General features: G+C 65.2%; 17 protein-coding genes. 3 read left to right on the top strand and 14 right to left on the bottom strand.

All coding sequences use genetic code 11. From position 1 onward, the window contains the following. Positions 1 to 19 precede the first annotated feature (19 nt). The gene (gene urtA / locus FZ983_RS30225) at positions 20 to 1327 is read right to left on the bottom strand and encodes an urea ABC transporter substrate-binding protein (protein WP_149228263.1); all 1308 of its coding nucleotides are present in this window, start codon (positions 1325 to 1327) and stop codon (positions 20 to 22) included. A 355-nt stretch (positions 1328 to 1682) separates the two neighbouring features. Between urtA and FZ983_RS30220 the strand changes: the two genes are divergently transcribed. Beyond that, positions 1683 to 3188: a L,D-transpeptidase family protein gene (locus FZ983_RS30220; RefSeq protein WP_149228262.1), complete on the top strand. Its 1506-nt coding sequence runs from the start codon at positions 1683 to 1685 to the stop codon at positions 3186 to 3188. A 199-nt stretch (positions 3189 to 3387) separates the two neighbouring features. Here FZ983_RS30220 and FZ983_RS30215 read toward each other — a convergent pair whose 3' ends face one another. From FZ983_RS30215 to FZ983_RS30160, 12 genes are all read right to left on the bottom strand, one after another. Continuing rightward, positions 3388 to 3615 (bottom strand): formate dehydrogenase subunit delta, encoded by a 228-nt coding sequence (locus FZ983_RS30215; protein ID WP_012975453.1) that lies wholly within the window; start codon positions 3613 to 3615, stop codon positions 3388 to 3390. A gap of 23 nt (positions 3616 to 3638) precedes the next feature. Beyond that, on the bottom strand, positions 3639 to 4466 hold the full coding sequence (fdhD, locus tag FZ983_RS30210) for a formate dehydrogenase accessory sulfurtransferase FdhD (RefSeq protein ID WP_149228261.1): 828 nt from the start codon (positions 4464 to 4466) through the stop codon (positions 3639 to 3641). Positions 4467 to 4486: 20 nt separating this feature from the next. Next, positions 4487 to 7342, bottom strand: a complete 2856-nt coding sequence (gene fdhF / locus FZ983_RS30205) for a formate dehydrogenase subunit alpha (protein ID WP_149228260.1) — start codon at positions 7340 to 7342, stop codon at positions 4487 to 4489. 23 nt (positions 7343 to 7365) lie between these two features. Continuing rightward, positions 7366 to 8946 (bottom strand): NADH-quinone oxidoreductase subunit NuoF, encoded by a 1581-nt coding sequence (locus tag FZ983_RS30200; RefSeq protein ID WP_149228259.1) that lies wholly within the window; start codon positions 8944 to 8946, stop codon positions 7366 to 7368. After that, positions 8943 to 9491, bottom strand: a complete 549-nt coding sequence (locus tag FZ983_RS30195) for a formate dehydrogenase subunit gamma (RefSeq protein WP_149228258.1) — start codon at positions 9489 to 9491, stop codon at positions 8943 to 8945. Before FZ983_RS30195 ends, FZ983_RS30200 begins: the two co-directional genes overlap by 4 nt. A gap of 182 nt (positions 9492 to 9673) precedes the next feature. Continuing rightward, on the bottom strand, positions 9674 to 10624 hold the full coding sequence (locus FZ983_RS30190) for a LysR family transcriptional regulator (RefSeq protein WP_149228257.1): 951 nt from the start codon (positions 10622 to 10624) through the stop codon (positions 9674 to 9676). 2 nt (positions 10625 to 10626) lie between these two features. Then, complete coding sequence (locus FZ983_RS30185) at positions 10627 to 11532, bottom strand: SMP-30/gluconolactonase/LRE family protein (protein ID WP_149228256.1); 906 nt, start codon at positions 11530 to 11532, stop codon at positions 10627 to 10629. Between the two features lie 179 nt (positions 11533 to 11711). Then, positions 11712 to 12407, bottom strand: a complete 696-nt coding sequence (locus FZ983_RS30180; protein WP_149228255.1) for a hypothetical protein — start codon at positions 12405 to 12407, stop codon at positions 11712 to 11714. Between the two features lie 168 nt (positions 12408 to 12575). Continuing rightward, a complete protein-coding gene (locus tag FZ983_RS30175) occupies positions 12576 to 14498 on the bottom strand; it encodes an AAA family ATPase (RefSeq protein ID WP_149228254.1) in 1923 nt (640 codons plus the stop codon). Then, positions 14443 to 15000: an ABC-three component system middle component 5 gene (locus tag FZ983_RS30170; RefSeq protein ID WP_149228253.1), complete on the bottom strand. Its 558-nt coding sequence runs from the start codon at positions 14998 to 15000 to the stop codon at positions 14443 to 14445. The genes FZ983_RS30175 and FZ983_RS30170 overlap by 56 nt, the downstream gene beginning before the upstream one ends. Further along, complete coding sequence (locus FZ983_RS30165) at positions 14997 to 15653, bottom strand: ABC-three component system protein (protein ID WP_149228252.1); 657 nt, start codon at positions 15651 to 15653, stop codon at positions 14997 to 14999. Before FZ983_RS30165 ends, FZ983_RS30170 begins: the two co-directional genes overlap by 4 nt. A gap of 618 nt (positions 15654 to 16271) precedes the next feature. Then, positions 16272 to 19439: a response regulator gene (locus tag FZ983_RS30160; protein ID WP_149228251.1), complete on the bottom strand. Its 3168-nt coding sequence runs from the start codon at positions 19437 to 19439 to the stop codon at positions 16272 to 16274. 239 nt (positions 19440 to 19678) lie between these two features. Between FZ983_RS30160 and FZ983_RS30155 the strand changes: the two genes are divergently transcribed. Both FZ983_RS30155 and FZ983_RS30150 read left to right on the top strand, forming a co-directional pair. Further along, positions 19679 to 21667 carry a HAMP domain-containing sensor histidine kinase gene (locus FZ983_RS30155; RefSeq protein WP_247884043.1) on the top strand — a complete coding sequence of 663 codons (1989 nt, stop codon included), beginning with the start codon at positions 19679 to 19681 and terminating at the stop codon, positions 21665 to 21667. Between the two features lie 171 nt (positions 21668 to 21838). Continuing rightward, positions 21839 to 22423, top strand: coding sequence for a hypothetical protein (locus FZ983_RS30150; RefSeq protein WP_149228250.1), 585 nt, complete (start codon positions 21839 to 21841; stop codon positions 22421 to 22423). A gap of 88 nt (positions 22424 to 22511) precedes the next feature. Here the strand turns inward: FZ983_RS30150 and FZ983_RS30145 are convergent, their stop codons facing one another. Further along, positions 22512 to 24065: an ABC transporter substrate-binding protein gene (locus FZ983_RS30145; protein ID WP_149228249.1), complete on the bottom strand. Its 1554-nt coding sequence runs from the start codon at positions 24063 to 24065 to the stop codon at positions 22512 to 22514. Positions 24066 to 24200 lie beyond the last annotated feature (135 nt).

The raw sequence follows: 24200 nt of genomic DNA, 5'->3' as shown, positions 1-24200 counted from the left end.
AGAGGACGGACACCAGCCCTCACGACCCCTTGCCGCCGCACTTGCCGGTCTTCACGTTGAAGTTGCCGCAGGACATCGGCTTGCGCCAGTCGGCGATCAGGTCCTTGCTGTCCGGCAGATAGTCCGACCACTCGTCGCCGGGGACCAGGCCCGGGGTCTTGGAAACGACGTCGAACTGGCCGTTCTCCTGCACTTCGCCGATCAGGACCGGCTTGGTGATGTGGTGGTTCGGCAGCATCGCCGAGTAACCGCCGGTCAGGTTGGGGACCGACACGCCGACCATGGCGTCGATGACCTTGTCCGGCTCGGTGGTGCCGGCCGCCTCGACCGCCTTCACCCACATGTTGAAGCCGATGTAGTGGGCTTCCATCGGGTCGTTGGTAACGCGCTTGTCGTTCTTGGTGTAGGCCTTCCAGGCCTTGATGAAGTCGCTGTTCGACGGCGTCTCGACCGACTGGAAGTAGTTCCAGGCGGCCAGATGGCCCAGCAGCGGCTTGGTGTCGATGCCGGCCAGCTCTTCCTCGCCGACCGAGAAGGCGACGACCGGGATGTCCTGCGCCTTCACGCCCTGGTTGCCCAGTTCCTTGTAGAAGGGAACGTTGGCGTCGCCGTTGATGGTGGAGACGACGGCGGTCTTCTTGCCGGCCGACCCGAACTTCTTGATGTCCGCCACGATCGACTGCCAATCGGAATGACCGAACGGCGTGTAGTTGATCATGATGTCCTCGGGCTTGACGCCCTTGCTCTTCAGGTAGGCTTCGAGGATCTTGTTGGTCGTGCGCGGATAGACGTAGTCGGTGCCGGCCAGCACCCAGCGTTGGACCTTCTCCTTCTCCATCAGGTAATCGACGGCCGGGACCGCCTGCTGGTTGGGGGCGGCGCCGGTGTAGAAGACGTTGCGGGAGGACTCCTCGCCCTCATACTGGACCGGGTAGAAGAGGATGTTGTTCAGCTCCTCGAACACCGGCAGCACCGACTTGCGGCTGACCGAGGTCCAGCAGCCGAACACGGCCGACACCTTGTCCTTGCTGATCAGCTCGCGCGCCTTTTCGGCGAACAGCGGCCAGTTGGAGGCGGGATCGACCACCACCGGCTCCAGCTTCTTGCCCAGCAGGCCGCCCTTCTTGTTCTGTTCGTCGATCAGCATCAGCATGACGTCCTTGAGCGTCGTCTCGCTGATCGCCATCGTGCCGGACAGGGAATGCAGGATGCCCACCTTGATCGTGTCCTGCGCCATCGCCGGCGCGGACATCGCAGCCATCGCGCCCATGGCCAGACCGGCCAGCGCGCTGATCCCGAAGCTCGACGTCAGTTGCTTGGTCCGCATGAAGTTGCCCCCTTCCTTTGGCACCCCGGTTGCTCCGGGGCTTCGCCACATCGTCGGAAGAAAGGCTACCGCGCATGCGAAAGACCGTATCTACGTCAAATGACACATACGGCCACGCCCGAGCATTTCAGGCGGTACCACCGGCGGCGGTTCGGAATAAAACCGATGCGGCGGCGTCCACCTGTCTGATGAACGCGTGTAACGATGATGGGCGCCTGCGAGTGACGCGGCGATGCACGGGAGCAACAGTGTGAACAGCAGAGCTGACGACACCAAATGTCGCTTGCGGATCCCGGGTGGCTCGCTGAAGGATACAGCGCTCGATCCTATCCGTTCACGTTCCGGTCCCATCGCCATGCATGATCACCGCCGCCTGATCTCCCGCCGCTCCGCCGCCCTCTGCATGGTCGGCGGGCTGGTCGGCGTCATCCTGAGCGGTCCTGCGCTGGCCGCACCGCAGAAGGAGGCGGCGCAGGCCGCCAAGCCTCCGCTGGTCGCCGGCTGGGCCGCGGCGCTGGAACGGCGCGCGCTGGAAATCCAGAACGCGCCCAAGGTGCAGGCCACCCGCATCGGCTATGGCGCCGTCGTCAAGAAGGGCGACGGCGGCATGATCGAGAGCGTCGCCCCGGCGGTGGAGTTGCCGCCGGCGGAGGTCCAGCAGGCCCAGGCCCCCACCCTGCCCGGCCTGGAACCGGTGGAACCGGCACCGCCGGTGGTCATCACCGTGCGCTCGCCGCTGGCCGACCGCGTCGGCCGGGTGTCGCGCCGCCTGATCGAGCTGGGCTTCCTGCCCGCCGACAAGTGGACCGACAGCTTCAACGACGATGTCGAGACCGCCGTGCGCGCCTTCCAGCTGGCGGAAGGGCTGCAGCCCGACGGCAAGGTGGGCGAGGTGACGCGGCAGGCGATGGACCGCACCCCCGCCCAGACCGTCGCGCTTCTGCGCCGCGCCGCGGCGGCGATGCGGGCGCAGCAGGCCTCCATCCCCGAGACCACCGTTCTGGTCAACCTGCCCGGCCAGTCGGTAACCCTGATCGAGCACGGCCGCCCGAGCTTCACCATGCGCGCGGTGGTCGGCCGCCCGTCGCGCAAGACGCCGCTGCTGCAGGACAAGATCACCAGCGTCACCATCAACCCGACCTGGACCGTTCCGCCGACGGTGCTGAGCGAGGACAAGCTGCCGGCCCTGCGCAAGAAGGGCACCACCGGCATCAAGAACGCCGCCGTCTATCTGGACGGGACGGAGGTCGTCAACACGCAGTCGATCAACTGGTGGGGGGTCGATCCCGGCCGTGTCCGCATCGTCCAGAAGCCGGGCGACGACAACGCGCTTGGCCGCTTCCGCTTCAACCTGACCAACGGCGACGGCATCTTCCTGCACGGCACCAACGATCCGCGGCTGTTCAGCCGCGACCTGCGCGCCGCCAGCTCCGGCTGCGTGCGGCTGGAGGATGCCCGGATGATGGCGGAAACGCTGCTTGGTGCGGCGAAGATCACGCCGGCCAGCATCGGCCAGCAGCTCGACACCGGAGAGACCAAGACGATCCGGCTGCCGAACGCCATCCCCGTGCGCTTCGTCTACTGGAACGCCTCGGTCGACACCGCCGGCGTGGTGCGCGTCCATCCCGACATCTACGAGGATCCGCCCACCCTCTCCACCCCCGTCGGCCAGTCGGGTTCTGCCGCTCCCGCGATGTCGGCCAATCCGGGGGGTAGCGCTGCCGCCACCCCGGTGTCGACGCCGCGCCCGCTGTCCAAGCCGGCGCCGCTGCCGGTCCCGGCCGCCCATGCGCCGACGCCGCTGTCCTCCGCTTCGGCGCCGGCGCTGGCCAAGCCGCTGCCGGCACCGACGGGAATGTAAGGAAGGGCGAATCCCCCTCTCCCCCGCTCTCGCGCAAACTTCGTTTGCGCTGACGCGACAGGCGGACCATAGGTCCGCCGAAAGCGGGGAGAGGGTCGGGGTGAGGGGGGTCGCGCCGCGGGACCTTTGGGATAGCCACACGATGCATCCCCCTCACCCTAACCCTCTCCCCGGGGGGGAGAGGGGATTGTCTGTTACCTCACCGCGCCTGCAGCACGCCGACCGCGCCGCGCGCAACCTCGTGCAGGTCGGCTTCGCCGCCGGCTTGGACATGGGCGAACAGGCCGGCGCGCATGCGCGGATCCCAGAATTTGCGGATGTGGGTCGCAGTCTCCGTCACCGCCTCCTCATGCGGGTAGGTGGCGAAATGGACGGCGATCTGGTTCGCCATCCGGACCAGATCCTTGGCATGGTTCGTGTGGCTCATCGGTGTCTCCGGATTGGTTGATTTCAACGGAACAGGATGACGGTGTCGCGGCGCGACAGCGCGCCCAGCGTCAGGTTGGCGTTGCGCGCCAGTTCCAACGCCAGCGCCGTCGGGGCCGAGATGGTCGCCAGTAGCGGGATGCCCACGGCGGCGGTCTTCTGCACCAGTTCAAAGCTGCAGCGGCTGGTCATCACCACGAAGCCGGTGCCTGGGTCGGCGCCCGAGCGGACGACGGCGCCGATCAACTTGTCCAGCGCGTTGTGGCGGCCTACATCCTCGCGGGCCATGCGGATGGCACCGTCCGGCGCGCACCACGCGGCGGCATGGACCGAGCGGTTAGCCCGGTTCATCGGCTGGTGATCCGGCAGGGCACGGAAGGCGGCGGCCACGGCGGCCGGCTCCACCTCCAGCGAGGCTTCGATCTTGCGGGGCTCCCGAACGGCGTGGACAAGACTGTCCACGCCGCACAGGCCACAGCCGCTCCGCCCCTCCATGGAGCGGCTGCGAAGGCTTCCGCGCAGGAGACGCAGCGGGTCGACGGTCAGGTTGACGACGAAGCCCAGCGGCGTTTCCCGCACGGCGATGTTCTCGATATCGGCGGCGGACCCGACGATCTCCTCGGCAAGGCTGAAGCCCAGCGCGAAGTCCTCCAGATCGGCGGGGGTCGCCATCATCACGGCATGGGACCGGCCGTTGTATTCGAAGGCGACTGCGGTTTCCTCCGGCACCCGCCATTCGACGTCAGCGCCCTCCTCCACCCCGACACCGGCGGAAAAGCCGGTGCCGGTGACGGCGATGGAGCACATGAGGCTGTCGTCAGGACGGATGGAACCCGAAGGCATCGCGGTCATGCTTCCCACTCCTCAGGACGTTATTCTGCAGCGAGGACATTGGCGGCAGCGATGCGCTTGCGCTCGACGTCGTTCTTCGCGTAGTCGACCTGCCAGTCCGACGGCTGGTTGCTGCGGGCGACCTGCACCGCCGTCACCTTGTATTCTGGGCAGTTGGTCGCCCAATCCGAATTCTCGGTGGTGATGACGTTGGCGCCGGTCACCGGGTGGTGGAAGGTGGTGTAGACGACGCCGGCCGGCATGCGGTCGGAAATGACGGCACGCAACGTCGTCGCCCCCATGCGGCTGGCGAGCGACACCATGTCGCCGTCCTTGACGCCGCGGATCTCGGCGTCCACCGCGTTGATCTCCAGCACGTCCTCCGGATGCCAGGCGACGTTGGCGGTGCGGCGTGTCTGAGCGCCGACATTGTAGTGGGCAAGGATGCGCCCGGTGGTCAGCACCAGCGGGTACATCCGCGTGGTCCGCTCGTCGGTCGGCACATATTCGGTGATGACGAAGCGGCCGAGGCCGCGGGCAAAGCTCTCGCCATGCATGATCGCCATGCCGGTGTCGTCGTCCTCCAACCCGGTGCAGGGCCACTGGACGCTGCCGACGCGGTCGAGCTTCTCGAAGCTGACGCCGCGGAAGGTCGGGGTCAGACGGGCGATCTCGTCCATGATCTCGGACGTGGTCTCGTAGTGCATCGGGTAGCCCATCGCCGTCGCCAGCGCGCAGGCGACCCAATGCTCGTCCTTGCCGACCTTGGACGGCATCGCCTTGCGGACGCGGTTGATGCGGCGCTCGGCGTTGGTGAAGGTGCCGTCCTTTTCCAGGAAGGAGGTGCCGGGGAAGAAGACATGGGCGAAGGCCGCCGTCTCGTTCAGGAACAGGTCCTGGACGATGACGATGTCCAGCGATTCCAGCGCCGAGGTGACGTGGGTGGTGTTGGGGTCGGACTGGACGATGTCCTCGCCCTGCACGAACAGGCCACGGAAGCTGCCGTCATGGGCGCTGTCGAACATGTTGGGGATGCGCAGGCCCGGTTCCGGATCCAGCGTGACACCCCAGGCGGCCTCGAACTCCTGGCGGACGAGATCGTCCGACACATGGCGGTAGCCCGGCAGCTCGTGCGGGAAGGAGCCCATGTCGCAGGAGCCCTGCACGTTGTTCTGGCCGCGCAACGGGTTCACGCCGACGCCCTCGCGGCCGATGTTGCCGGTCGCCATCGCGAGGTTGGCGATCGCCATCACCGTGCTGGAGCCCTGGCTGTGCTCGGTCACGCCCAGGCCGTAATAGATCGCGGCGTTGCCGCCGGTGGCGTAGAGGCGGGCGGCGGCGCGGACCTGATCGGCCGGGACGCCGGTGCGCGATTCCAGATATTCCGGCGAGTTGCGCTGCTCGGCGATGAACGCCTCCCACTTCGCGAACTCCTTGGAATCGCAGCGTTCCTCGACGAAGGAGCGGTTCACCAGCCCTTCGGTGACGATGACATGGGCGATGGCGTTCACAACCGCGACGTTGGTGCCGGGCTGGAGCTGGAGATGGTATTCGGCCTTGACATGCGGGCTGCGCACCAGATCGATGCGGCGCGGGTCGATGACGATCAGCTTGGCGCCGGCGCGCAGCCGCTTCTTCATGCGCGAGCCGAACACCGGGTGGCCGTCGGTCGGGTTGGCGCCGATGACCAGGATGACGTCGGACTTGTCGACGCTCTTGAAATCCTGCGTGCCGGCCGAGGTGCCGAAGGTCTGCGACAGGCCGTAGCCGGTCGGCGAATGGCAGACGCGGGCGCAAGTGTCGATGTTGTTGGTGCCGAAGGCGGCCCGGATCATCTTCTGGACGACATAGACCTCCTCGTTGGTGCAGCGCGACGAGGTGATGCCGCCGATGGAGCCCCGGCCGTACTTGGCCTGCACCGCCTTCAGCCGCTCCGCGGCGTAGGCGATCGCCTCCTCCCACGACACCTCGCGCCACGGGTCGGTGATCTTCTCGCGCACCATGGGCTTCATGATGCGGTCCTTGTGGGTGGCGTAGCCCCAGGCGAAGCGGCCCTTGACGCAGCTATGGCCCTCGTTGGCGCCGCCATTCTTCCACGGCGTCATGCGCACCACCGTGGTGCCCTGCAGCTCCGCCTTGAAGGAGCAGCCGACGCCGCAATAGGCGCAGGTGGTGATGACGCTGTGCTCCGGCTGGCCGTGCTCGATGATCGACTTCTCGGTCAGGGTCGCGGTCGGGCAGGCCTGGACGCAGGCGCCGCAGGACACGCATTCGCTGTCCATGAAGCTTTCCTTGGCGCCCGGCGACACCGTGGAGGCAAAGCCGCGCCCGTCGATGGTCAGCGCGAAGGTGCCCTGGGTTTCCTGGCAGGCGCGGACGCAGCGCGAGCAGACGATGCACTTGGAGGCGTCGAAGGTGAAGTACGGATTGCTCTCGTCCTTCGCGGCAGCGCGATGGTTTTCGCCGTCGAAACCGTACCGGACGTTGCGCAGGCCGACGGCACCGGCCATGTCCTGCAACTCGCAGTCACCGTTGGCGGCGCAGGTCAGGCAGTCGAGCGGGTGGTCGGAGATGTACAGCTCCATCACGCCGCGGCGCAGCTTGGCCAGCTTGTCGGTCTGGGTGTGGACCTTCATGCCCGGGGCGACGGGCGTGGTGCAGGAGGCCGGAGTGCCGCGGCGCCCCTCGATCTCCACGGCGCAGAGGCGGCAGGAGCCGAAGGGCTCCAGGCTGTCGGTCGCGCAGAGCTTCGGCACGGTGATGCCGGCGTCCATCGCGGCGCGCATCACGGAGGTGCCTTCGGGAACGGTGATGCTGCGGCCGTCGATCTCCAGCGTCACCAGGGTCTCGGAGACGCGGGCGGGGGTGCCGTAGTCGGTCTCGTGGATGAGGGTCATCTCGGGTGCTCCTGGGTCGCTCGTTATTCGGCGGCGATGTGGGTGACGCGGACGGCCGGGGTCTTTTTGCGGAAGTCTTCGGGGAAGTGCTTCACCGCGCTGCGCACCGGATAGGGCGTCATGCCGCCCATGGCGCAGAGCGAGCCGTCCACCATCACGTCGCAGAGGTCGGCGAGCAGTTCGAGGTTCGCGTCGACATTCTTGCCGGCGATGATCTTGTCCAGCGTCTCCATGCCGCGGGTGGAGCCGATGCGGCAGGGGGTGCATTTGCCGCAGGATTCGGCGACGCAGAATTCCATGGCGAAGCGGGCCTGCTGGGCCATGTCGACGCTGTCGTCAAAGACGACGATGCCGCCATGGCCGACCATCGCCTCCTGCGCGGCAAAGGCCTCGTAATCCTTGGGCAGGTCGAACTGCGAGGGCGGCAGATAGGCGCCGAGCGGGCCGCCGACCTGCACCGCGCGGATCGGCCGGCCGGTGATGGTGCCGCCGCCATACTCGTACAGCAGTTCATGCAGTGTGATGCCGAAGGCCTTCTCGACGATGCCGCCGTTCTTGATGTTGCCGGCGAGCTGGAAGGGCAGCGTGCCGCGCGACCGGCCGACGCCGAAGTCGCGGTAATACTCGCCGCCCTTGTCGAGGATGATCGGCACTGAGCAGAGCGACAGCACGTTGTTGACCACGGTCGGCTTGCCGAACAGGCCCTCCAGCGCCGGCAGCGGCGGCTTGGCGCGGACCATGCCGCGCTTGCCCTCCAGGCTTTCCAGCATCGCGGTTTCTTCGCCGCAGATGTAGGCGCCGGCGCCGACGCGAACGTCGAGATGGAAGCTGCGGTTGGTGCCGTGGATGTTGTCGCCGAGCCAGCCCTCGTCATAGGCCAGCTTGATGGCGTGGCGCAGGGTCGCCGTGGCGTGCGGGTATTCCGAGCGCATGTAGACGTAGCCGGAGGTGGCGCCCACCGCGATGGCGGCGATGGTCATGCCCTCGATCAGGCAGAAGGGGTCGCCTTCGATGATCATGCGGTCGGCGAAGGTGCCGCTGTCACCCTCGTCGGCATTGCAGCAGACGAACTTCTCGTCCGCCTTGGCCTGCATCACCGTGTTCCACTTGATGCCGGTGGGGAAACCGGCGCCGCCGCGGCCGCGCAGGCCGCTGTCGGTCACCGCCTGGACGATCTCCGCCTGGGACATCGCCAGCGCGTTCTCCAGACCGCGGAAGCCGCCATGGGCGCGGTAGTCCTCGACCGACAGCGGATCGATGATGCCGCAGCGGGCGAAGGTCAGGCGCTCCTGCTTCTTGAAATAGGGGATTTCCTCGGTCAGGCCGTGGCCCAGCGCATGCTCCCCGCCGGTCAGGAAGCCGGCGTCGAACAGGGCGGGCACGTCGGCCGGGGTGACCGGGCCGTAGGCGACGCGGCCTTCCGGGGTTTCGACCTCGACCAGCGGTTCCAGGTAGAGCATGCCGCGGGAGCCGTTGCGGACGATGCGCACCGGCAGGTCGCGCTTGGCGGCCTCGGCCCGGATGGCGGCGGCGACCGCATCGGCGCCGACCGACAGAGCGGCGGAGTCGCGCGGGACGAAGACGGTGATCAGGTGGCCGCTCATTGCGCGTGACCCTTGTGGGAGTGGCTGAGGGCCCCGTGGAGTTGCCGGGGGATCTGTTGGTGGGCCTGCGGGTTGGTCCGCGTCTCCGCCGCCAGTTCGTCGAAGCGGTCGGGCGAGACCCGGCCGTGCAGGTTCTCGTCGATCATGACGGCGGGGGAGAGGGCGCAGTTGCCCAGGCAGAAGACCGGTTCCAGCGTGAAGGCGCCGTCGGCGGTGGTGCCGTGGAAATCGACCTGCAGGCGCTTCTTGATGTGGTCGACCAGCGCGTTGGCGCCCATCGACTGGCAGGCCTCGGCCCGGCAGACCTTGATGATGTGGCGGCCGGGCTTTTCGCGGCGGAATTCGTGATAGAAGGAGACGACGCCATGCACGTCGGCGCGCGAGAGGTTCAGCTCCGTCGCCAGCAGGGGGATGGCTTCCTCGTCGATATAGCCGAACTCTTCCTGCAGGGCGTGAAGGATCGGCAGCAGGGCGCCGCGCAGATGCCGATTGTCTTCGACAATCGTCCTGGCGCGCTCAGCGCTCCACGGATGGCTAGCGTTCACGGGTTTCCCTCCTTGCGATCGTCCGCGCCGCACTTGGGGTGGGCGTCGTTCTGGCTTGGCTCTGTTGGCTTTTTCCAGACGTCTCTCAGCGCCCGGCACCGTCAGAGTGGCGGAGGATACGGAATGCCAGCAAATTGTATTTTCCGATTGGCTGATAGCTTTCGGCTATCAAGAGCGGCCCGTCAGCGGATCGCCACCCGCCAGGGGATCATCGCCTCGGCGACGCTGATCGCCACGCGCTGGGCGATGTCGGCGTCGGATGCGGCCACCGCCAGCGCCTTGGCCAGCGGCGGCGGCGGGTCGCGGTCGGCATAGGCGAGGCCGACGACGTGGCTCAGCTCCGGATCGACCAGCGGCAGGGCGACGATATCCGGATGAGGGGGCACGAAGGTCAGCAGCTGGCCGGGAACGATGCTGGCGCAGCTGCCGGCGCGGACGATGGTGTAGAGGGTGACGATGGAGTTGGTCTCCATCGCCGGCTGCACCGTCCGCCCGGTCATGCGGAAGGCGGTGTCGGCGATGCGGCGGTTCTGCATGTCCGGGGTCAGCAGGCAGAGCCGGAGACCGGCCGCCGTTTCCCAGGTCACGGCACCCTGGGCGATCTGCTCGTCGGACAAGTCGTGGCGGTGGGCCAGCAGGTGGTAGCGCTCGGTGTAGAGCGGCAGGGTGCGGACGTTGTTCAGCGGTTCGTTGTCGAGATAGGTGATGGCGGCGTCGAGTTCGAATTCGTCGAGGCCGCGCTGGATCTCGCGCGAACTGAGCGACACGACGGTGGAGCGGATGTGCGGGAAACGGGTGGTGAAGGGCGTCAGCACATGGGGCACCACCGGCAGGGCGGAGGGAATCGCCCCCACCCGTAGATGGCCGGTGACGCCCTGGGCCAGGGCCAGCAGCTCGTGGCGCAGGTTGTCGCGCTCGCCGACGATGCGGCGGGCGTATTCGAGGACCTTCATCCCCTCCGGCGTGAATCCTTCGAACTTCTGGCCGCGCTCGACGATGGGGACCTGAAGCTCCTCCTCCAGCTGGCGGATGGCGTTGGAGAGGGTGGGCTGCGAGACGTGGCAGCTTTCCGCCGCGCGGCCGAAATGCTTCTCGCGCGCCAGGGCCAGCAGATAGACGAACTTGCGGAACATCGTCAGGCCGCCGGGTCGAAGGGCGGGACCGGCAGGCCCGGCACATCGACCGTCATGGCGAACAGGCCGCCGGACTGCGGCAGGCGCTCCAGCTCGTCGGCGGGGCGGCCGGCGCTGGCGGTGGTGACGTAGAGGGTGCGCAGGTCGGGACCGCCGAAGGCCACCATGGTCGGGCAGCGCGCCGGCACCGGATGCTCCGACAGCAGTTCGCCGGCGGGGGAGAAGCGCGCGACCCGCCCGCCCTCGTAGAGCGCCGACCAATAGCAGCCATCGGCATCCACCGCCGCACCGTCCGGCCGGCCGCGGTCGCCGTCCTTCGGCTCCAGCCGGACGAAGACCTCGCGGTCGGAGACGGCACCGGTGGCGGGATCGTAGCGGTAGCGGTAGACGGTGAAGGTCGGGGTGTCGGAATGGTACAGGGTCCGCCCGTCCGGGCTGAAGGCCAGACCGTTGGAGGTCAGCAGCCCGCCGGCCAGCACCGCCAGCCCGCGCCGGTCGTAGCGGTAGAGATGCGCCTTGCCGCCGGCCTTGGGCTCGTCCAGCGTGCCGGCCAGATAGCGGCCGGCGGGATCGGTCTTGCCGTCGTTGAAGCGGCTGGCGCCCTGGTCCTCCGGATTGGCGGCGAGACAGGTGACCAATCCCCCCTCCCCGTCCAGCTGCCACAGGCCGGAGCGCAGGCCGGCGATGAAGCCGCCGCCCTTGCGCGGGGCGACGCAGCCGATCTCCTCCGGCAGAGACATTGCATGATTGGTCCCGGTGGCCGGATCGAAGCGGTTCAGCGCCCGGCCCTTGATGTCGACCCAATAGAGCGCCTGCTCGTCCACCGACCAGACCGGCCCCTCCCCCAGCTTGGCACGGGCGTCGAGCACACAGGTGAAGCCTGGGGTGAAGGCGGGGCCGGCGGTCATCGCGTGATCCTCGGGTGTTCGAACGGACACGCAGGGTCGGACAGATCGGCGGCGCGATCAAGCATCCCGGTCGGACAGTCCGGCGGGGCCGGTCACGGTGGGCTTATCGGCGGACTCATCAGGGGGGTGGAACGGCGTGGAACAGGATTCGGCGGATGTTGCATCGGCCGGCGGAGCCGTCAGCGCGGATGGGAGAAGGGGCCGGCGGCGCGGCGGCTGACCGGGCCGGGGTTGAGGTTGGGGAAATGCTCGTACTCGTTGAGGGTCCAGGGGAAGACGCCCTTCGGACCCTCGCCCTCCGGACGGGCCAGGATGGCGGCGACCATGGCGGGATCGGGCGCCATCCGCTCGCGCAGTTCGCCGGGGATGTCGTCGTCCAGTTCGGGGATTGTGACGGCGGGCGGATCCTCCGGTCTGGGGGCCGGCCGGGGTGCCGGCGGCGAGTCCTGGTCGGCGGCTTGCCGCCTGGAGGCCGGACGGTCGAGGCCGTCGAACAGGCCGAGCCGTTCGGCCATCCAGCGGACGGTGGTGCCATCGCCGGAGGTGACCAGCCGCTCGATCTGCTCGGCCACCAGGATGCGCAGCGAGGACAGGCGCAGCTCGGCCTCGCGGTTCAGCGCCTGCCGCTCCCACCACACCCTGTGACGGAAATCCTTGGAGCCGTAATAGGCCCGCCAGAGCGTGGTGCGGCTGCACCCCATGGCGCGGGAGACCTGAAGGAAGCTGTTGCCGCGCGCCAGCATGCCGGCGGCCATGATCCACTGCTCGTCATGGAACTGCGAACCGGGGACCAGCGAGCCTTCGGACGGCACCGGCGGTTCTTCGGCCCAGGCGGGGAAACGGTCGTTCTGGAAGGTACGGCTATCGAGGGGCATGGTGGGGCTCCGCGAAGGGGTTGGACCTGGGCGGAGAGGGTATAGGAATTTGGTCCGGCGTTGGGGGAGTTTTGTGAAAATTCCTGAGCGTAGCCGAATGTAGAGACATCCGCTTCAATACGGAAGCGGATGTCTGCCTAGAACTGTAATACGCTAGAAGCAAATCATCTAATGAGATGCGCTTCCTTCGAATAGCAATGTCGGCTCGTCACGCGTGAAGAATCGTCCGACAGTATAGGCTTCGTCATCTGCATCAGGACTAATATTAGCTGTCGCGAATATTATTTGCGCGTCAACTTTCGTTTCTGCGAAATACTCGAGCAGAATGTTTTGAAAATTCTGGCTCCTTACCGGCTCGATTCCATGTTCTTCGATAGTGTCCATGATGAAAAAGCGTGGATGCCGGAATTTTTTATCTTCCATGGCAGCGAGAAGGAAGGCGGCAAAAAATGTATTTTTCAATATTACGCGAGAGCTTGCTGAAAAGTACTCTTGATCATTGACTGTTATGCGATTACCACCGAAGTCAAACCACACATCATCAGCATATTCAAATGCATCTTGCCTTCTGAGATCTTTTCTAAGAATAATCTTTATATGCGATGCGATGTGGTTTTTAGCTTCCTGATATCTGGATTCCTGAGCCAGCATGAGGTTATAATTGCGCTCTTGCAACCTACTAATATTTGCATTAATCTTCTCTTTCCGATCAGAAATTTGAGTGAGCTTCTTAACAATCTTCTCTCGCGATTCAATGTTCTCAAGTTGACCTTGAAGGTATCCAATTCTACGATTTGCTTCCGATATAAGTTGATCGCTTTTGGAGCTTGGCGCAGCGCGCACTTCACCGTATGCCGTTGCCAACTGACGCCACTCGTTCAAGGCTACAGTTTCAGAAGCCTCGATTTTCTTCAGCTCTTCAAAGCGCTCGCGCTGAAGAATTTCGGATTGTCTAATCTGAATAGTTACATCATTAAGTATATGGATAAAACGATTTCGTCCCGCGTTTTCACTCAAAGGCTGATGGCAAAGGTGGCAGTGGCTATGCTCTTGATGTTTTATGGGTTCCAGACAAGCTGGGCATGATATAAATTCTACAGTGCCAAACGCATTACTTGCAGCAGAAGCTTCTTGAAGGCTTTTGAGTTTTGATTTTTGGTGATTGATAAAAGCATCTGAATCAGCTATTTCCAATATCAAGGCATTTTTATCCTCCCGAACTTTCGATACAGTGCCCTGAGCTTTCTCCAAGGCAGCATAAACCTGCTCAGCCTGCTCAAGCGAGAGTGCATGCATTTCTTGTTCGACGAGAGATGCCTTTCTGGCCTGCTCGACATCCGAGCGTGCTTGTCCAATCATGTTAATAATCTTTTGCCGTTCTTCTCGAACGGAATGAAGTGAGAGACTCTCACCGACTTGACCTAACACCGAGTAAAGGCTGCGCAACTCCGCAGAGACCTCATCATATTCCTTCTGCATCCGCCGAAGATAAATCTGGTTTTCATAGAATTCGGTATCAAATGCGCCGCAAAGCAACCTTCCAACGGCTTCACGAATAGTAGCTGTATCGAAAGGCTCGATGCGGAATAGGCTTTCTATCGGGCTTAGCTGGTCAGAATAGAGTATTCTTAAAAGCTGATGCATAGTTAGTCCACCAGAATTTTCATTATAAACTTCCGGTATACCCAAAAGCCTAAATAGAGCCTGCGAAAAACTTTCTCGGCTCTCTGTACGCAGGTATCCATATTTTATCCATTGAGAGACTGGACTAATAATAGCTTCATCATAAGCTCCACCATAAATTTCCATTGGCTGGCGCGTGTCCTTTTGTATTGAGCGAAAAAGCGTTGCAACGTTGCCATTTATTAAAACTTCCACAAAAACACCATCGCAACGTAGTGCCGCATCGCTCCACTGTGGGGTGAAGCCGCCAAGTCCATAGAAAAGAATATTCAAAAGAGTTGATTTTCCAGAAGAGTTTTCTCCACGAATAATGTTAACCCCAGAATGGAAATTCTCGTCAAAAACAGAAACGTTACGGCAGCGAATTACGAGACGACGCACCTGAAGTGTTGGAGTGAATAGAGTCATACCTGTGCTCCATAAGTCCTGTTCTGTGTTTTATTCCATTTACGCCATCAAGGGGATAGGCTGAAATCCTCTGCATGGCATCGAATAGTAATACATTTTGCTCGTTGCGCTCCCTAACCATTTCTAGCAGTTTATTATCTATCTTCTTAGCAGTTCTTGTCAGATAACCCACTATATATTGCTCCCGCTCTACGTACCCTTGAACAACGAGCGTCTGCACTGCAGCATCATGGAATGGACGCATATTTTCAAAAAGTGCTATTTTACTTGGCAGACGGACGTAGGAGTCTTTCCGATACAATTTAGATAAGCTTCTCCTGAAGTGCGCAATCTCTCGCGGATACCGAATCTCAGTCATAAAGTGGGGAAATGCAATAAAGAACGAACAAATGCGAGAGAATGGAAGCGTAGCAGACCTGTGTTCCAATGCATAAAGAAGTTGCACAAGGCGAAAAAGCGAATGGTAAGCATCGTATGCCGGTTGATAAGAAATCTGCGTCATTTATGCCACCTGATATGACATTGTTCAGCGAGCCAATATACCATTCCTGTTGTCGTGCGCCGATCCATGTCGAGTTCGCCGCCCCCAAATTGATCAGAAATAGGAATTACAATTCTCTCTGTAACAAGTCGGTCTATCGTCTCGAGAGGTAATTCTTCTACTAAGGGGTGTATGTAGTCGTTATATTCCCCTTCGGCGTCGGCCAAGCACCTCCCTAGTATTCGTTGCGCAGAAGGATATAAAGACCATTCATCAAGAACTTTAACAAATGACTCTTTAAACCTAAGCGCTCTTGTTATCTGAGCCTCGCGACCAGCATGATTCAGCTTTTTCACAAGCCCATCAATGCCGTCAACGGAATGATTATCATACCAACATTCTAAGCAACTAAGCTTCCCCTGGATTTGGGTGTTCTCCTTTACTTCATTGTCCAGCTTCTGGAGGAGGCGCTGAATCGGGGTAAGGTTAGTCGGCAGGTTTATCTCTGCTTTAGCAATCTTATTGTTAACGGTCGGTTGTGCCCCAGTGACATTCTGGACAGCGTTGGTCGCGTTGAACTGATCACCTTCAATTTTGTTACCCGCTACATAATCTTGTATGCTCCCAAGCGGTAGCTTCGCGTTTTGGCTGAGCGGAATGAGTTCGTTGGCCATGGCTGCGTCAAATGAGCCTAGCGATTGACATTTATGTCTCGGGCGAGGACCTTGTTCCCACCCACTTTGTCGCCACCGATCTTATCGCCATTGATCATATCTCCCCCAGTCCTGGAGCCAGACAGATCCACGATGGCCCCCCCGGTAGACGCTCGATTGCTTTTCGTAACAGTGTAAGTGACGGTTGCTCCAGCGAGGATGCCGATGAGGCCCGACACGATCTCAGACAGATAAGGCTTCAAAAGGGCTACAACGTCCATTGTCACTTCCCCAGCACCGTAAGGGTTTCGGCGTATATCCCATGACTAGCTTGGGTTACAATAACTTAGTTTACATTGTATGAACAATACAGGATGGCCGGCAGCAGTCTTTTCCGGACATTGCCATCATACATCGGTATGCGATAGCTGATCCCACATCCCTGAATCTCACTCTGCAAGGCTCACAGATAATCGCAAGCGAAGCGGATACGGGAACCACCGTGTGCATATGGATCTATATTCCGAACTGCGTCACGAGTACTGCTGCCTTTCCTTACGCGAAGCAGACTTCATCCACAATTCGCCAATCGGCAGTTCTCCGGTCATCTGCAAAGGTCGGACCACGCCATTTCACCCCCTACCCCTCCCCCATAGCCTCCACCGCCCGCCGTGACGCGACGCAGCGGGCGATCTCGGTCAGCAGCAGCACGCGGTCGATGGGCTTGGGCACATGGCAGTCCATGCCGGCCTCGTAGCAGCGGGCGATGTCGTCGGGGAAGGTGTTGGCGGTCAGCGCCACGATGGCGACGCGGCCGGCCGGGCCGGGCATGGCGCGGATGGCGCGCGTCGCCTCCAGGCCGTCCATCACCGGCATGTTCACGTCCATCAGGATCGCGTCGAACGGCTCGCGCCCATCCACCGCCCCTGCCGCCGCAACCGCCTGCGCCCCGTCCTCCACCGCCGCGACGCTGTGGCCGGCCTGCTTCAGCAGGGTGACGGCCAGCAGGCGGTTCATCTCCACATCCTCCGCCACCAGAATGCGCAGGGAGCCCGGCGCCGATGCCGCGGGGCCGGGCGTTGACGCGGGCTGCGGGGCGGGCGGCGGGGCTGGAGGCTCGGCCGCGGCCCCGGTCATGGTCTCGGGCACGGGCTTGACGATGGGCTCGGCGATGGGCGGCGGCGGGGCTTCCGCGGCCGGCTGGACCGGCGGGGCGGGCGGCTCGGGGGACGGCTGCGGCGGAGACAGGGGTGGGGCCGGGGGTGAGGCCAGGGGCGGAGACGGGGCCAGCGGGTGCAGGCGGGCCAGACGGTCGCGCAGCTCCAGCGGGTCGTAGGGCTTGGCGATCAGGTCGTAGCCGCCCAGCGCCACGTCGTCGGCCACCACCGCATGGGCGGCGAAGCCCGAGGCCAGCAGAACCGGAAGGTCGGGGCGCAGGCGACGCGCTTCGCGCGCCAGCTCCGCCCCGTTCATGCCCGGCGGCATCACGATGTCGCTGAACAGCAGGTCCAGCGGCTCGTCCCCGCGCAGCACCACCAGGGCCTCGCCGGCGCCGGACGCGCCGATCACCCGGTGGCCCCAGCTGCGCAGCAGGGCGCAGCCGTGCTCCAGGATGTTGTGGTCGTCCTCCACCATCAGGATCGACAGGCTGGGCCGGTCCGACGGCGGGCGGGCGGTGCCGCCGCTCTCGTCGGCCAGACGGTCGGGCGGGAAATGGAGGGTGACGGTGGTGCCCTCCCCCACCCGGCTCGACAGGGTCATGGTGCCGCCATGCAGCTCCACCAGCCGGCGGGTCAGCGGCAGGCCCAGCCCGGCGCCCTCGGTCTGGCGGTTGGCCGGACTCTCGACGCGGGTGTAGGCCAGCAGGACACGGCCCAGATCCTGTTCGGGGATGCCGATGCCGGTGTCGCGCACCTCCAGCAGCAGGCCGCCGTCAGGAGCGGGGCCGGCGGTCAGCGAGACGGCGCCGCCGGAGGGCGTGTATTTGACGGCGTTGGACAGCAGGTTCAGCAGGATCTGGCGGAGGCGCCGCTCGTCGCCGCGCAGGAAGCGGGCGGCGGGGTCCACCGTCGCCGACAGGACGATGCCGGCGCGGGCGGCGCGCGGGGTCAGCAGGCGGATGGCGAAGGTGGCGGCGGCGTCGAGGTCGACCGCCTCGTCGTCCAGCACCAGCTGCCCGGCCTCCGCCCGCACATAGTCGAGGATCTCGTTGATCAGCTCCAGCAGGTGCTGGCCGCTGTCGCGGATGTTGACGGCGAAGTCGCGGTAATGGGCGTTGCCGACCGGCCCTTCCGACTCCCGCGCGATCAGGTCGGCGAAGCCGATGACGGCGTTCATCGGGGTGCGCAGCTCGTGGCTCAGGCTGGCCAGAAACTCGGTCTTGCTGCGGCTGGCCGATTCCGCGGCCTGGCGGGCGTCCTGAAGCTCCGCCTCCATGATCTTGCGGGCGGTGACGTCGCGCTCGACGCTGACGTAGTCCTGCGGGGCGCCCCAGTCGTCGGTGACCAGCCGCACCGCCGCCTCGATCCACACCCAGCGCCCATCGGCATGGCGCAGCCGGTAGGTGGTCTTCAGGGTCGGGCGGTTGGGCGTCAGGCGGGCCAGACCGGCCGACAGCGCGTCGCGGTCGTCGGGGTGGACCCGCTCCACCAACGGGCGGCCGATCAGGTCGGAGGGCGCGCAGCCCAGGCTGTCGCGCGTCGCCTCCGAACAGAAATGGCGCACGCCGTCCAGACCGATGCGGCCGATGATGTCGGTGACGCCGCGCGCCAGCAGGCGATAGCGCGCCTCGCTGGCGCGGATCGCGCGTTCGGCCTCGTGCCGGCGGGTGATGTCGCGGGCGCCGACCGACAGCATGACGATGGCGCCGCTGTCGTCGCGGATCGGCACCTGCGACACCTCCCACCAGCGGGTGACGCCGTCGTGGGTGTGCTGCTCCTCGAAGCGGGTAGGGGCGCCGGCGTCGATGCAGGATTGCAGGTCGGCCATCGCCTTGGCGGCCAGATCGGGCGGCAGCAGGCTGTCCAGCGGCTTGCCGGCCGCGTCGGCGGCGCGGTCGCCCATCGCGCGCTGGGCGGCGGCGTTGGCGCTGTGCAGGATGAAGCCGCCGTTGTCGCCAACGCGGATGATCGCCAGGCTGTCGGCGGAGCTGTCGAACACGGCGCGGAAGAGGGCGGCGTTCTCGGCCAGCGCGTTCTCGTCGGCGACGCGGCGGTGCTCGCGCGCCAGCATGGTGCCGAGCAGGCCGATGCCGAGCGCGGTGAAGGCGGTCAGCGGCAGCGCCGCCTCCGCCAGCCCCCGCAGGGCGAGCCCCAGGTCGGGCAGCAGCAGGAAGGCCAGCAGGGTCAGCGGGGTGATGGCGAGGCCGAACAGGGCCAGCAGGGCGAAGCCGTAGGCGCCCTTCCCTTCTCCGCTGTTGCCGGCGGCCCACCGCTCCATCGGCCGGGCCAGCAGCGGCGCCGCCAACGCCGTCAGCAGGATGCCGGCCAAGCCGGTCAGCGAGCCCATGCCGCCCAGCCACAGCCGCACCCCGCCGGCAGCAAGGGCGGAGATCAGGGCGGCCGGCCAGCCGCCGAACAGCCCGGCCAGCCCGATCATCGCGTTGCGCAGGTCGACCAGCACCCCGCCCTCGACCGGGTAGGCGTCGAGCATGGAGATGGCGGCGGCCACGCCGAACAGCAGGCCGGACAGCAGGGCGAAGGGCAGGCGCCGCGCCCCGAACCGCCGCAACACATAGCGGTAGGCGAGCAGGACCAGCGCCAGCAGCCCGACGCCGTGCGCAAGGGCGATGATGATGCCGGTTCCCATGCTCCGCCCCCCAGCGGCAATCCCGATCCCGTCCCAATTCCGCAGTCCGAAATCCGGAGCGAACTTTTACACAGGCAATCAAACAAGAAAAAGAAGCGATTCGAAACAGTCATATGGGCTTTTTATATAGTCCTGCCGCTGAAAGCGGGCGAACCGCTCACCTGTCAATGCCGGCGGCGGGACCGGCACCACGCGGCTGTCGTGTTCGGCTGCCGATTCGGTTAGGATGACCCGCGCGAATGGTTCGTGGTCGTCGTGTTTTCGTGGGCTTCGGCATGCTGTTCAAGGTTTTTTCACGGAGCCTGGTCGCCCGGACGACGGCATCGGCGGTGCTGCTGGTGTCGGTGCTGATCGCCGTGCCCATGGTGGTGCTGATCCAGGCCGACGTGCGCAACACGCGGGCCGAACTGGCCATCCGGGCGGAGATGGCGACCAGGATCGTGCTGGACGACGTGGCGAACGCGCTGTGGGACCTCGATCCCGAAGAGGCGGTGACGGCGCTGATGCCGCTGCGCTCGATCGACAGCTTCGCCGAGGCGGTGATCCTGGGGACCCATGGCGAACGCTTCGCCACCTTCCGCAAGCCGGGCGTGACCATCCTCAGCGAAGCCGCCGCAACGGCGGCAACCGTGCCGCTGACCCACCTGGACCGGACCGGCGCCGTCCGCAGCATCGGCACACTGCTGGTCCGGCTGGACACCGGCCCGACCGACGCGGCCATCCGCCACCATGTGCTGGTGCTGGGCGGGACCGGCGCCGTCACCCTCCTGCTGGTGGTCCTGGGGGTGGTGTGGGCGACGCGCGGCATGACCCTGCCCATCGCCGGCATGACCCGCGCCATGGCCGATCTGGCGGCGGGCGACGTGTCGGTGGACGTGCCGGTGCGCCACCGCGACGACGAGATCGGCCGCATGGCCAAGGCGCTCGCCACCTTCCGGCAGAACGCCATCGACCTGCGCGTCGCCAAGGAACGGGCCGAGCAGGCGGTGGCGTCGAAGGCCAAGTTCATGGCCGCCGCCAGCCACGACCTGCGCCAGCCGGCCCAATCGCTGCTGATGCTGACCGCGATGCTGCGCGCCACCGCCCCCACCCCGAAGGTGGCGGAATCGGCGCGCAAGATCGAACAGGTCGTCATGACCCTGAAGCAGCTGCTGGACGAGCTGCTGGAGGTGTCGCGGCTGGACGCCGGCGGCGTCACGGCGAACAAGGCCGTGCACGAGGTCGCCGACCTGTTCGACGCGCTGGACTCGCAATACGGCCCGGTCGCGCGCAACAAGGGGCTGGCCTTCGCCGTGCCGCAACACCGCGCGCCGGTGGTGACCGACCGCATTCTGCTGCAACGCCTGCTGGGCAATCTGATCGACAACGCGATCCGCTACACGGCCAGCGGGCAGGTTCAGGTCGCCTGCCTGGAGTCCGGCGGCACCCTGATCGTCGAGGTGCGGGACACCGGCATCGGCATCCCCGAAGACCGGCTGGACGCCATCTTCGAGGAGTTCCACCAGATCGGCAACCCGGAGCGCAACCGCGACAACGGCATCGGATTGGGGCTGTCGATCGTCAAGAGGCTGGCGACGGTGCTGGACCACCCGGTGAAGGTGCGCTCGACGCTGGGCAAGGGATCGGTCTTCTCCGTCACCATTCCGCTGGCCCCGGTGGAGACCGCCGCGGTGGAGAACGTTGCGGTGGAAACCGCCGCGGTGGAGCCTGGAGCCACTGTTCCGGTGGTCCGGCCGGCCGCCTCCGCCGCTCCACCCGCCCCTGCCCCTACCCCTGCGGCACCGATGGCGACGCTGGCGGACGCCCCCAAGGACGGGGAGATCGCGATCCTGGTGATCGACGACGACAGCTTCGTGCTGTCCGCCATCACCATGTTCCTGACCAGTGCCGGACATCGCGTCGTCGGCGCCTCCACCGTCTCGCAGGGACTGCGGGCGGTGGAGGACGGAACCGTCCGGCCCGACGCGGTGATCGCCGACTATCACCTGTCCGCCACCGAGAACGGCCTGGATTTCATCGCCGAGGTATGGACGCGGCTGGGCCTGCGCATTCCGGCGGTGCTGATCTCCGGCCGGCTCGACGGGGCGGTGACCAGCCGGGCGGCGGAGATGGGCGTGATCGTGGCCGCCAAGCCGATCATGCCCGACCGCCTGTCGACGCTGGTGGAGGCGATGACCGCCTCGCGGCCGGCCCTGTCCGTCGCCGCCGATACCTCCCGCCCCGCATAAGACCCTCGTCGATCCCCTGGTCGGCAGAAGTCATCGGCCGGGCGCCGGATGCTTAGGACCAAAAATAAACTCACATATCCGGCTGTGCTGTGGCACAACATTAACGCCATGCCCGGAACCAGTCCTGCAACCCGTTTCACGGGCTGGAAACAAGCAAACTCGGAGGATTCCATGCGCGGCGCCACCACGACCGACATCACGCGTGCCCGGAACATCATCGCCGGTTTCGACTTCGGCTATGTGGTCGACCGGGCGGTCGCCGCGGGCATGACCCGCGCCACGTCCGAGATCGCGCTGCACCAGTTGAAGGCCTTCCTGCTGGCCTGCGCCGAGCATCCGGACCGCGACATCGTTCCGCAGTCCGCCGCTTGCGACGATCTGTGGCACGAGTTCATCGTCGCCGACACCCGCGCCTACTTCCGCTTCTGCGAGGCGGTGTATGGCGAGTACCTCCACCACAACGGCGTCGCCGTCCCCGCCGACCGCATGGCCGCCGCCCGCGCCGACAGCGCCAACCTGTTCGCCACCGCGGATTGCCTGCGCGAAGCCAAGGCGGCGGACTGCCTCCGTGAGGCGAAGGCCGCTGATTGCCTCCGCGAGGCCAAGAGCGCTGATTGCCTCCGTGAGGCCAAGAGCGCCGACTGCCTGCGCGAAGCGAAAGCTGTCGACTGCCTCCGCGAGGCGAAGGCCGCTGATTGCCTCCGTGAGGCCAAGAGCGCCGACTGCCTGCGTGAAGCGGGATCGCAGGACGCCTGACGCTACCCGGCGGCTTCAGCGAAAAGCCCCTGTCCGTCAGCCGGACAGGGGCTTTTTTCTTGCCCGCGTCACCCTGCCCTATGCCGGTTCAGCCGAAGTTGAGGCCGCCGAACGGCGTGATGAAATTGTCGCTCAGCACGTTGCCGCGCAGAGCCACGTAATCCGGCACCACCAGCGGGATCACCGGCATGTCCTTCATCACCAGGCACTCGGCGTCCTTGTAGACCTCGGCGCGGCGGTCGGGGTCCGCGATGGCCATCGCGCGTTCGACCAAGCCGTCGAACTCCGCATTGGACCAGCCGACGGGATTGAAGCGGCTGCGGCTGCTGAACAGCTCGTCCAGGAAGTTCATCGGGTCGGGGTAGGTGGCGGTCCAGCCGAACAGGAAGGAATCGTAGTCGCGCCGGCGAGAGCGGGCGATGAATTCCTGCCGCGGGGCGGTGACCAGCTTCGCCGGAATGCCGGCATTGTTCCATTGCGACACGTAATAGACGAACTCGCGCCGGTATTCCGGAATGACGCTGACCGTGAAGGGATCGATGCCACGCCCCGCCGGATAGCCCGCCTCTTCCAGCAGGCGCGCCGCCAGCGTCGGGTCGTAGACGAGCGGCTCCAGCTTTTCGTTCGACAGCAGAGCCGGCGGAACGACGCCGTTATGGACGGCAGCCACGCCGCGGAAGAAGCGCTCCGCCACCGCGTTGCGGTCGATCAGCAGCGACATCGCCCGGCGGACCCGGAGATCGGCAAAGGCCTTCACCCGGCGCAGATCAAGCGCCACCACCCGCATCTGCATCCGCTGCACGTTGGTCAGCGACCGCTTGAAGCCGGGATCGTCCATCACCCCGCGCAACGCATCGGTGTCGACGAAGGTGAAATCGATCTGGCTGTCGTTGAACAGCGTGATGCCGTCATTGCCGATGCCGGTGGCGAGGAAGGACACCCGCTCGAATGGGACGGCACCGCCGCGCCAGCCGGGATTGGCCTCCACATCGATGCGGATGCCCTCGGTCGAGCGGGCCAGCCGGTAGGGTCCGGTGCCCGCCGACATGGTGCGGAACCAGTCGGGGCCGGCCTGCTCGGCCGCCTCGACATCGACGATGTGGATGCGGGCGAAGGGGAAGACGGCGTTGGGTTCGTCGCAGACCACCTCCAGCGTCCGGTCGTCGATCACGGTGACGCCCGACAACCCGCTGGTCGTCTTTGCCCGCAATTCCCGAAAGCCGCGGACCTTGGACAGGGCCAGCACCGCGAAGTTGGCGCCGTCACCCGCCAGAGCCGCTTCGAAACTGCGTTTGACGGCGACGGCGGTGAAGGGGCGTCCGGTGTGGAAGGTCACGCCGTCGCGGATCGTCAGCCGCCAACGCCGCGCGTCCTCCGAGGCTTCCCAGGCGGTGGCAAGACCCGGCAGGATGCGGCCCTGCGTATCGACACTGGTCAGGCTTTCATACATCGAGCCCAGGATCTGCCGCGCGACCAGATCGCTGACGGTCAGCGGATTGAGCGCCGCCGGCAAGGATTTCAGCCCGATGCGCAGGGCTCCGGCGGCGGCCAGCGCCGGCCGCGGCAGCGCGCCGGACAGCGCGGCGGCTCCGAGAAAGCCTCCGAACGCGCCAAGGAAATGTCGTCTCTGCACAGCCGGCATCGCTGATCCGTCGCGTCGTAGTCTTGCCGGCAATCCTTACCATGGGGCAGGGCAGGCGGTCACCCTGGACGACCGCCAGAGGCTTTCGCGTTCGAAAGCAACCGGCGGTCGCGCGTCCTCTCCGAAGCAACTGAA

Origin of the sequence: Azospirillum sp. B21 (assembly GCF_008364825.1) — a bacterium.
Lineage (GTDB): Bacteria > Pseudomonadota > Alphaproteobacteria > Azospirillales > Azospirillaceae > Azospirillum.
The sequence above is the reverse complement of the archived record's forward strand: the minus strand, read 5'-3'. Positions and strand labels throughout refer to the sequence as shown.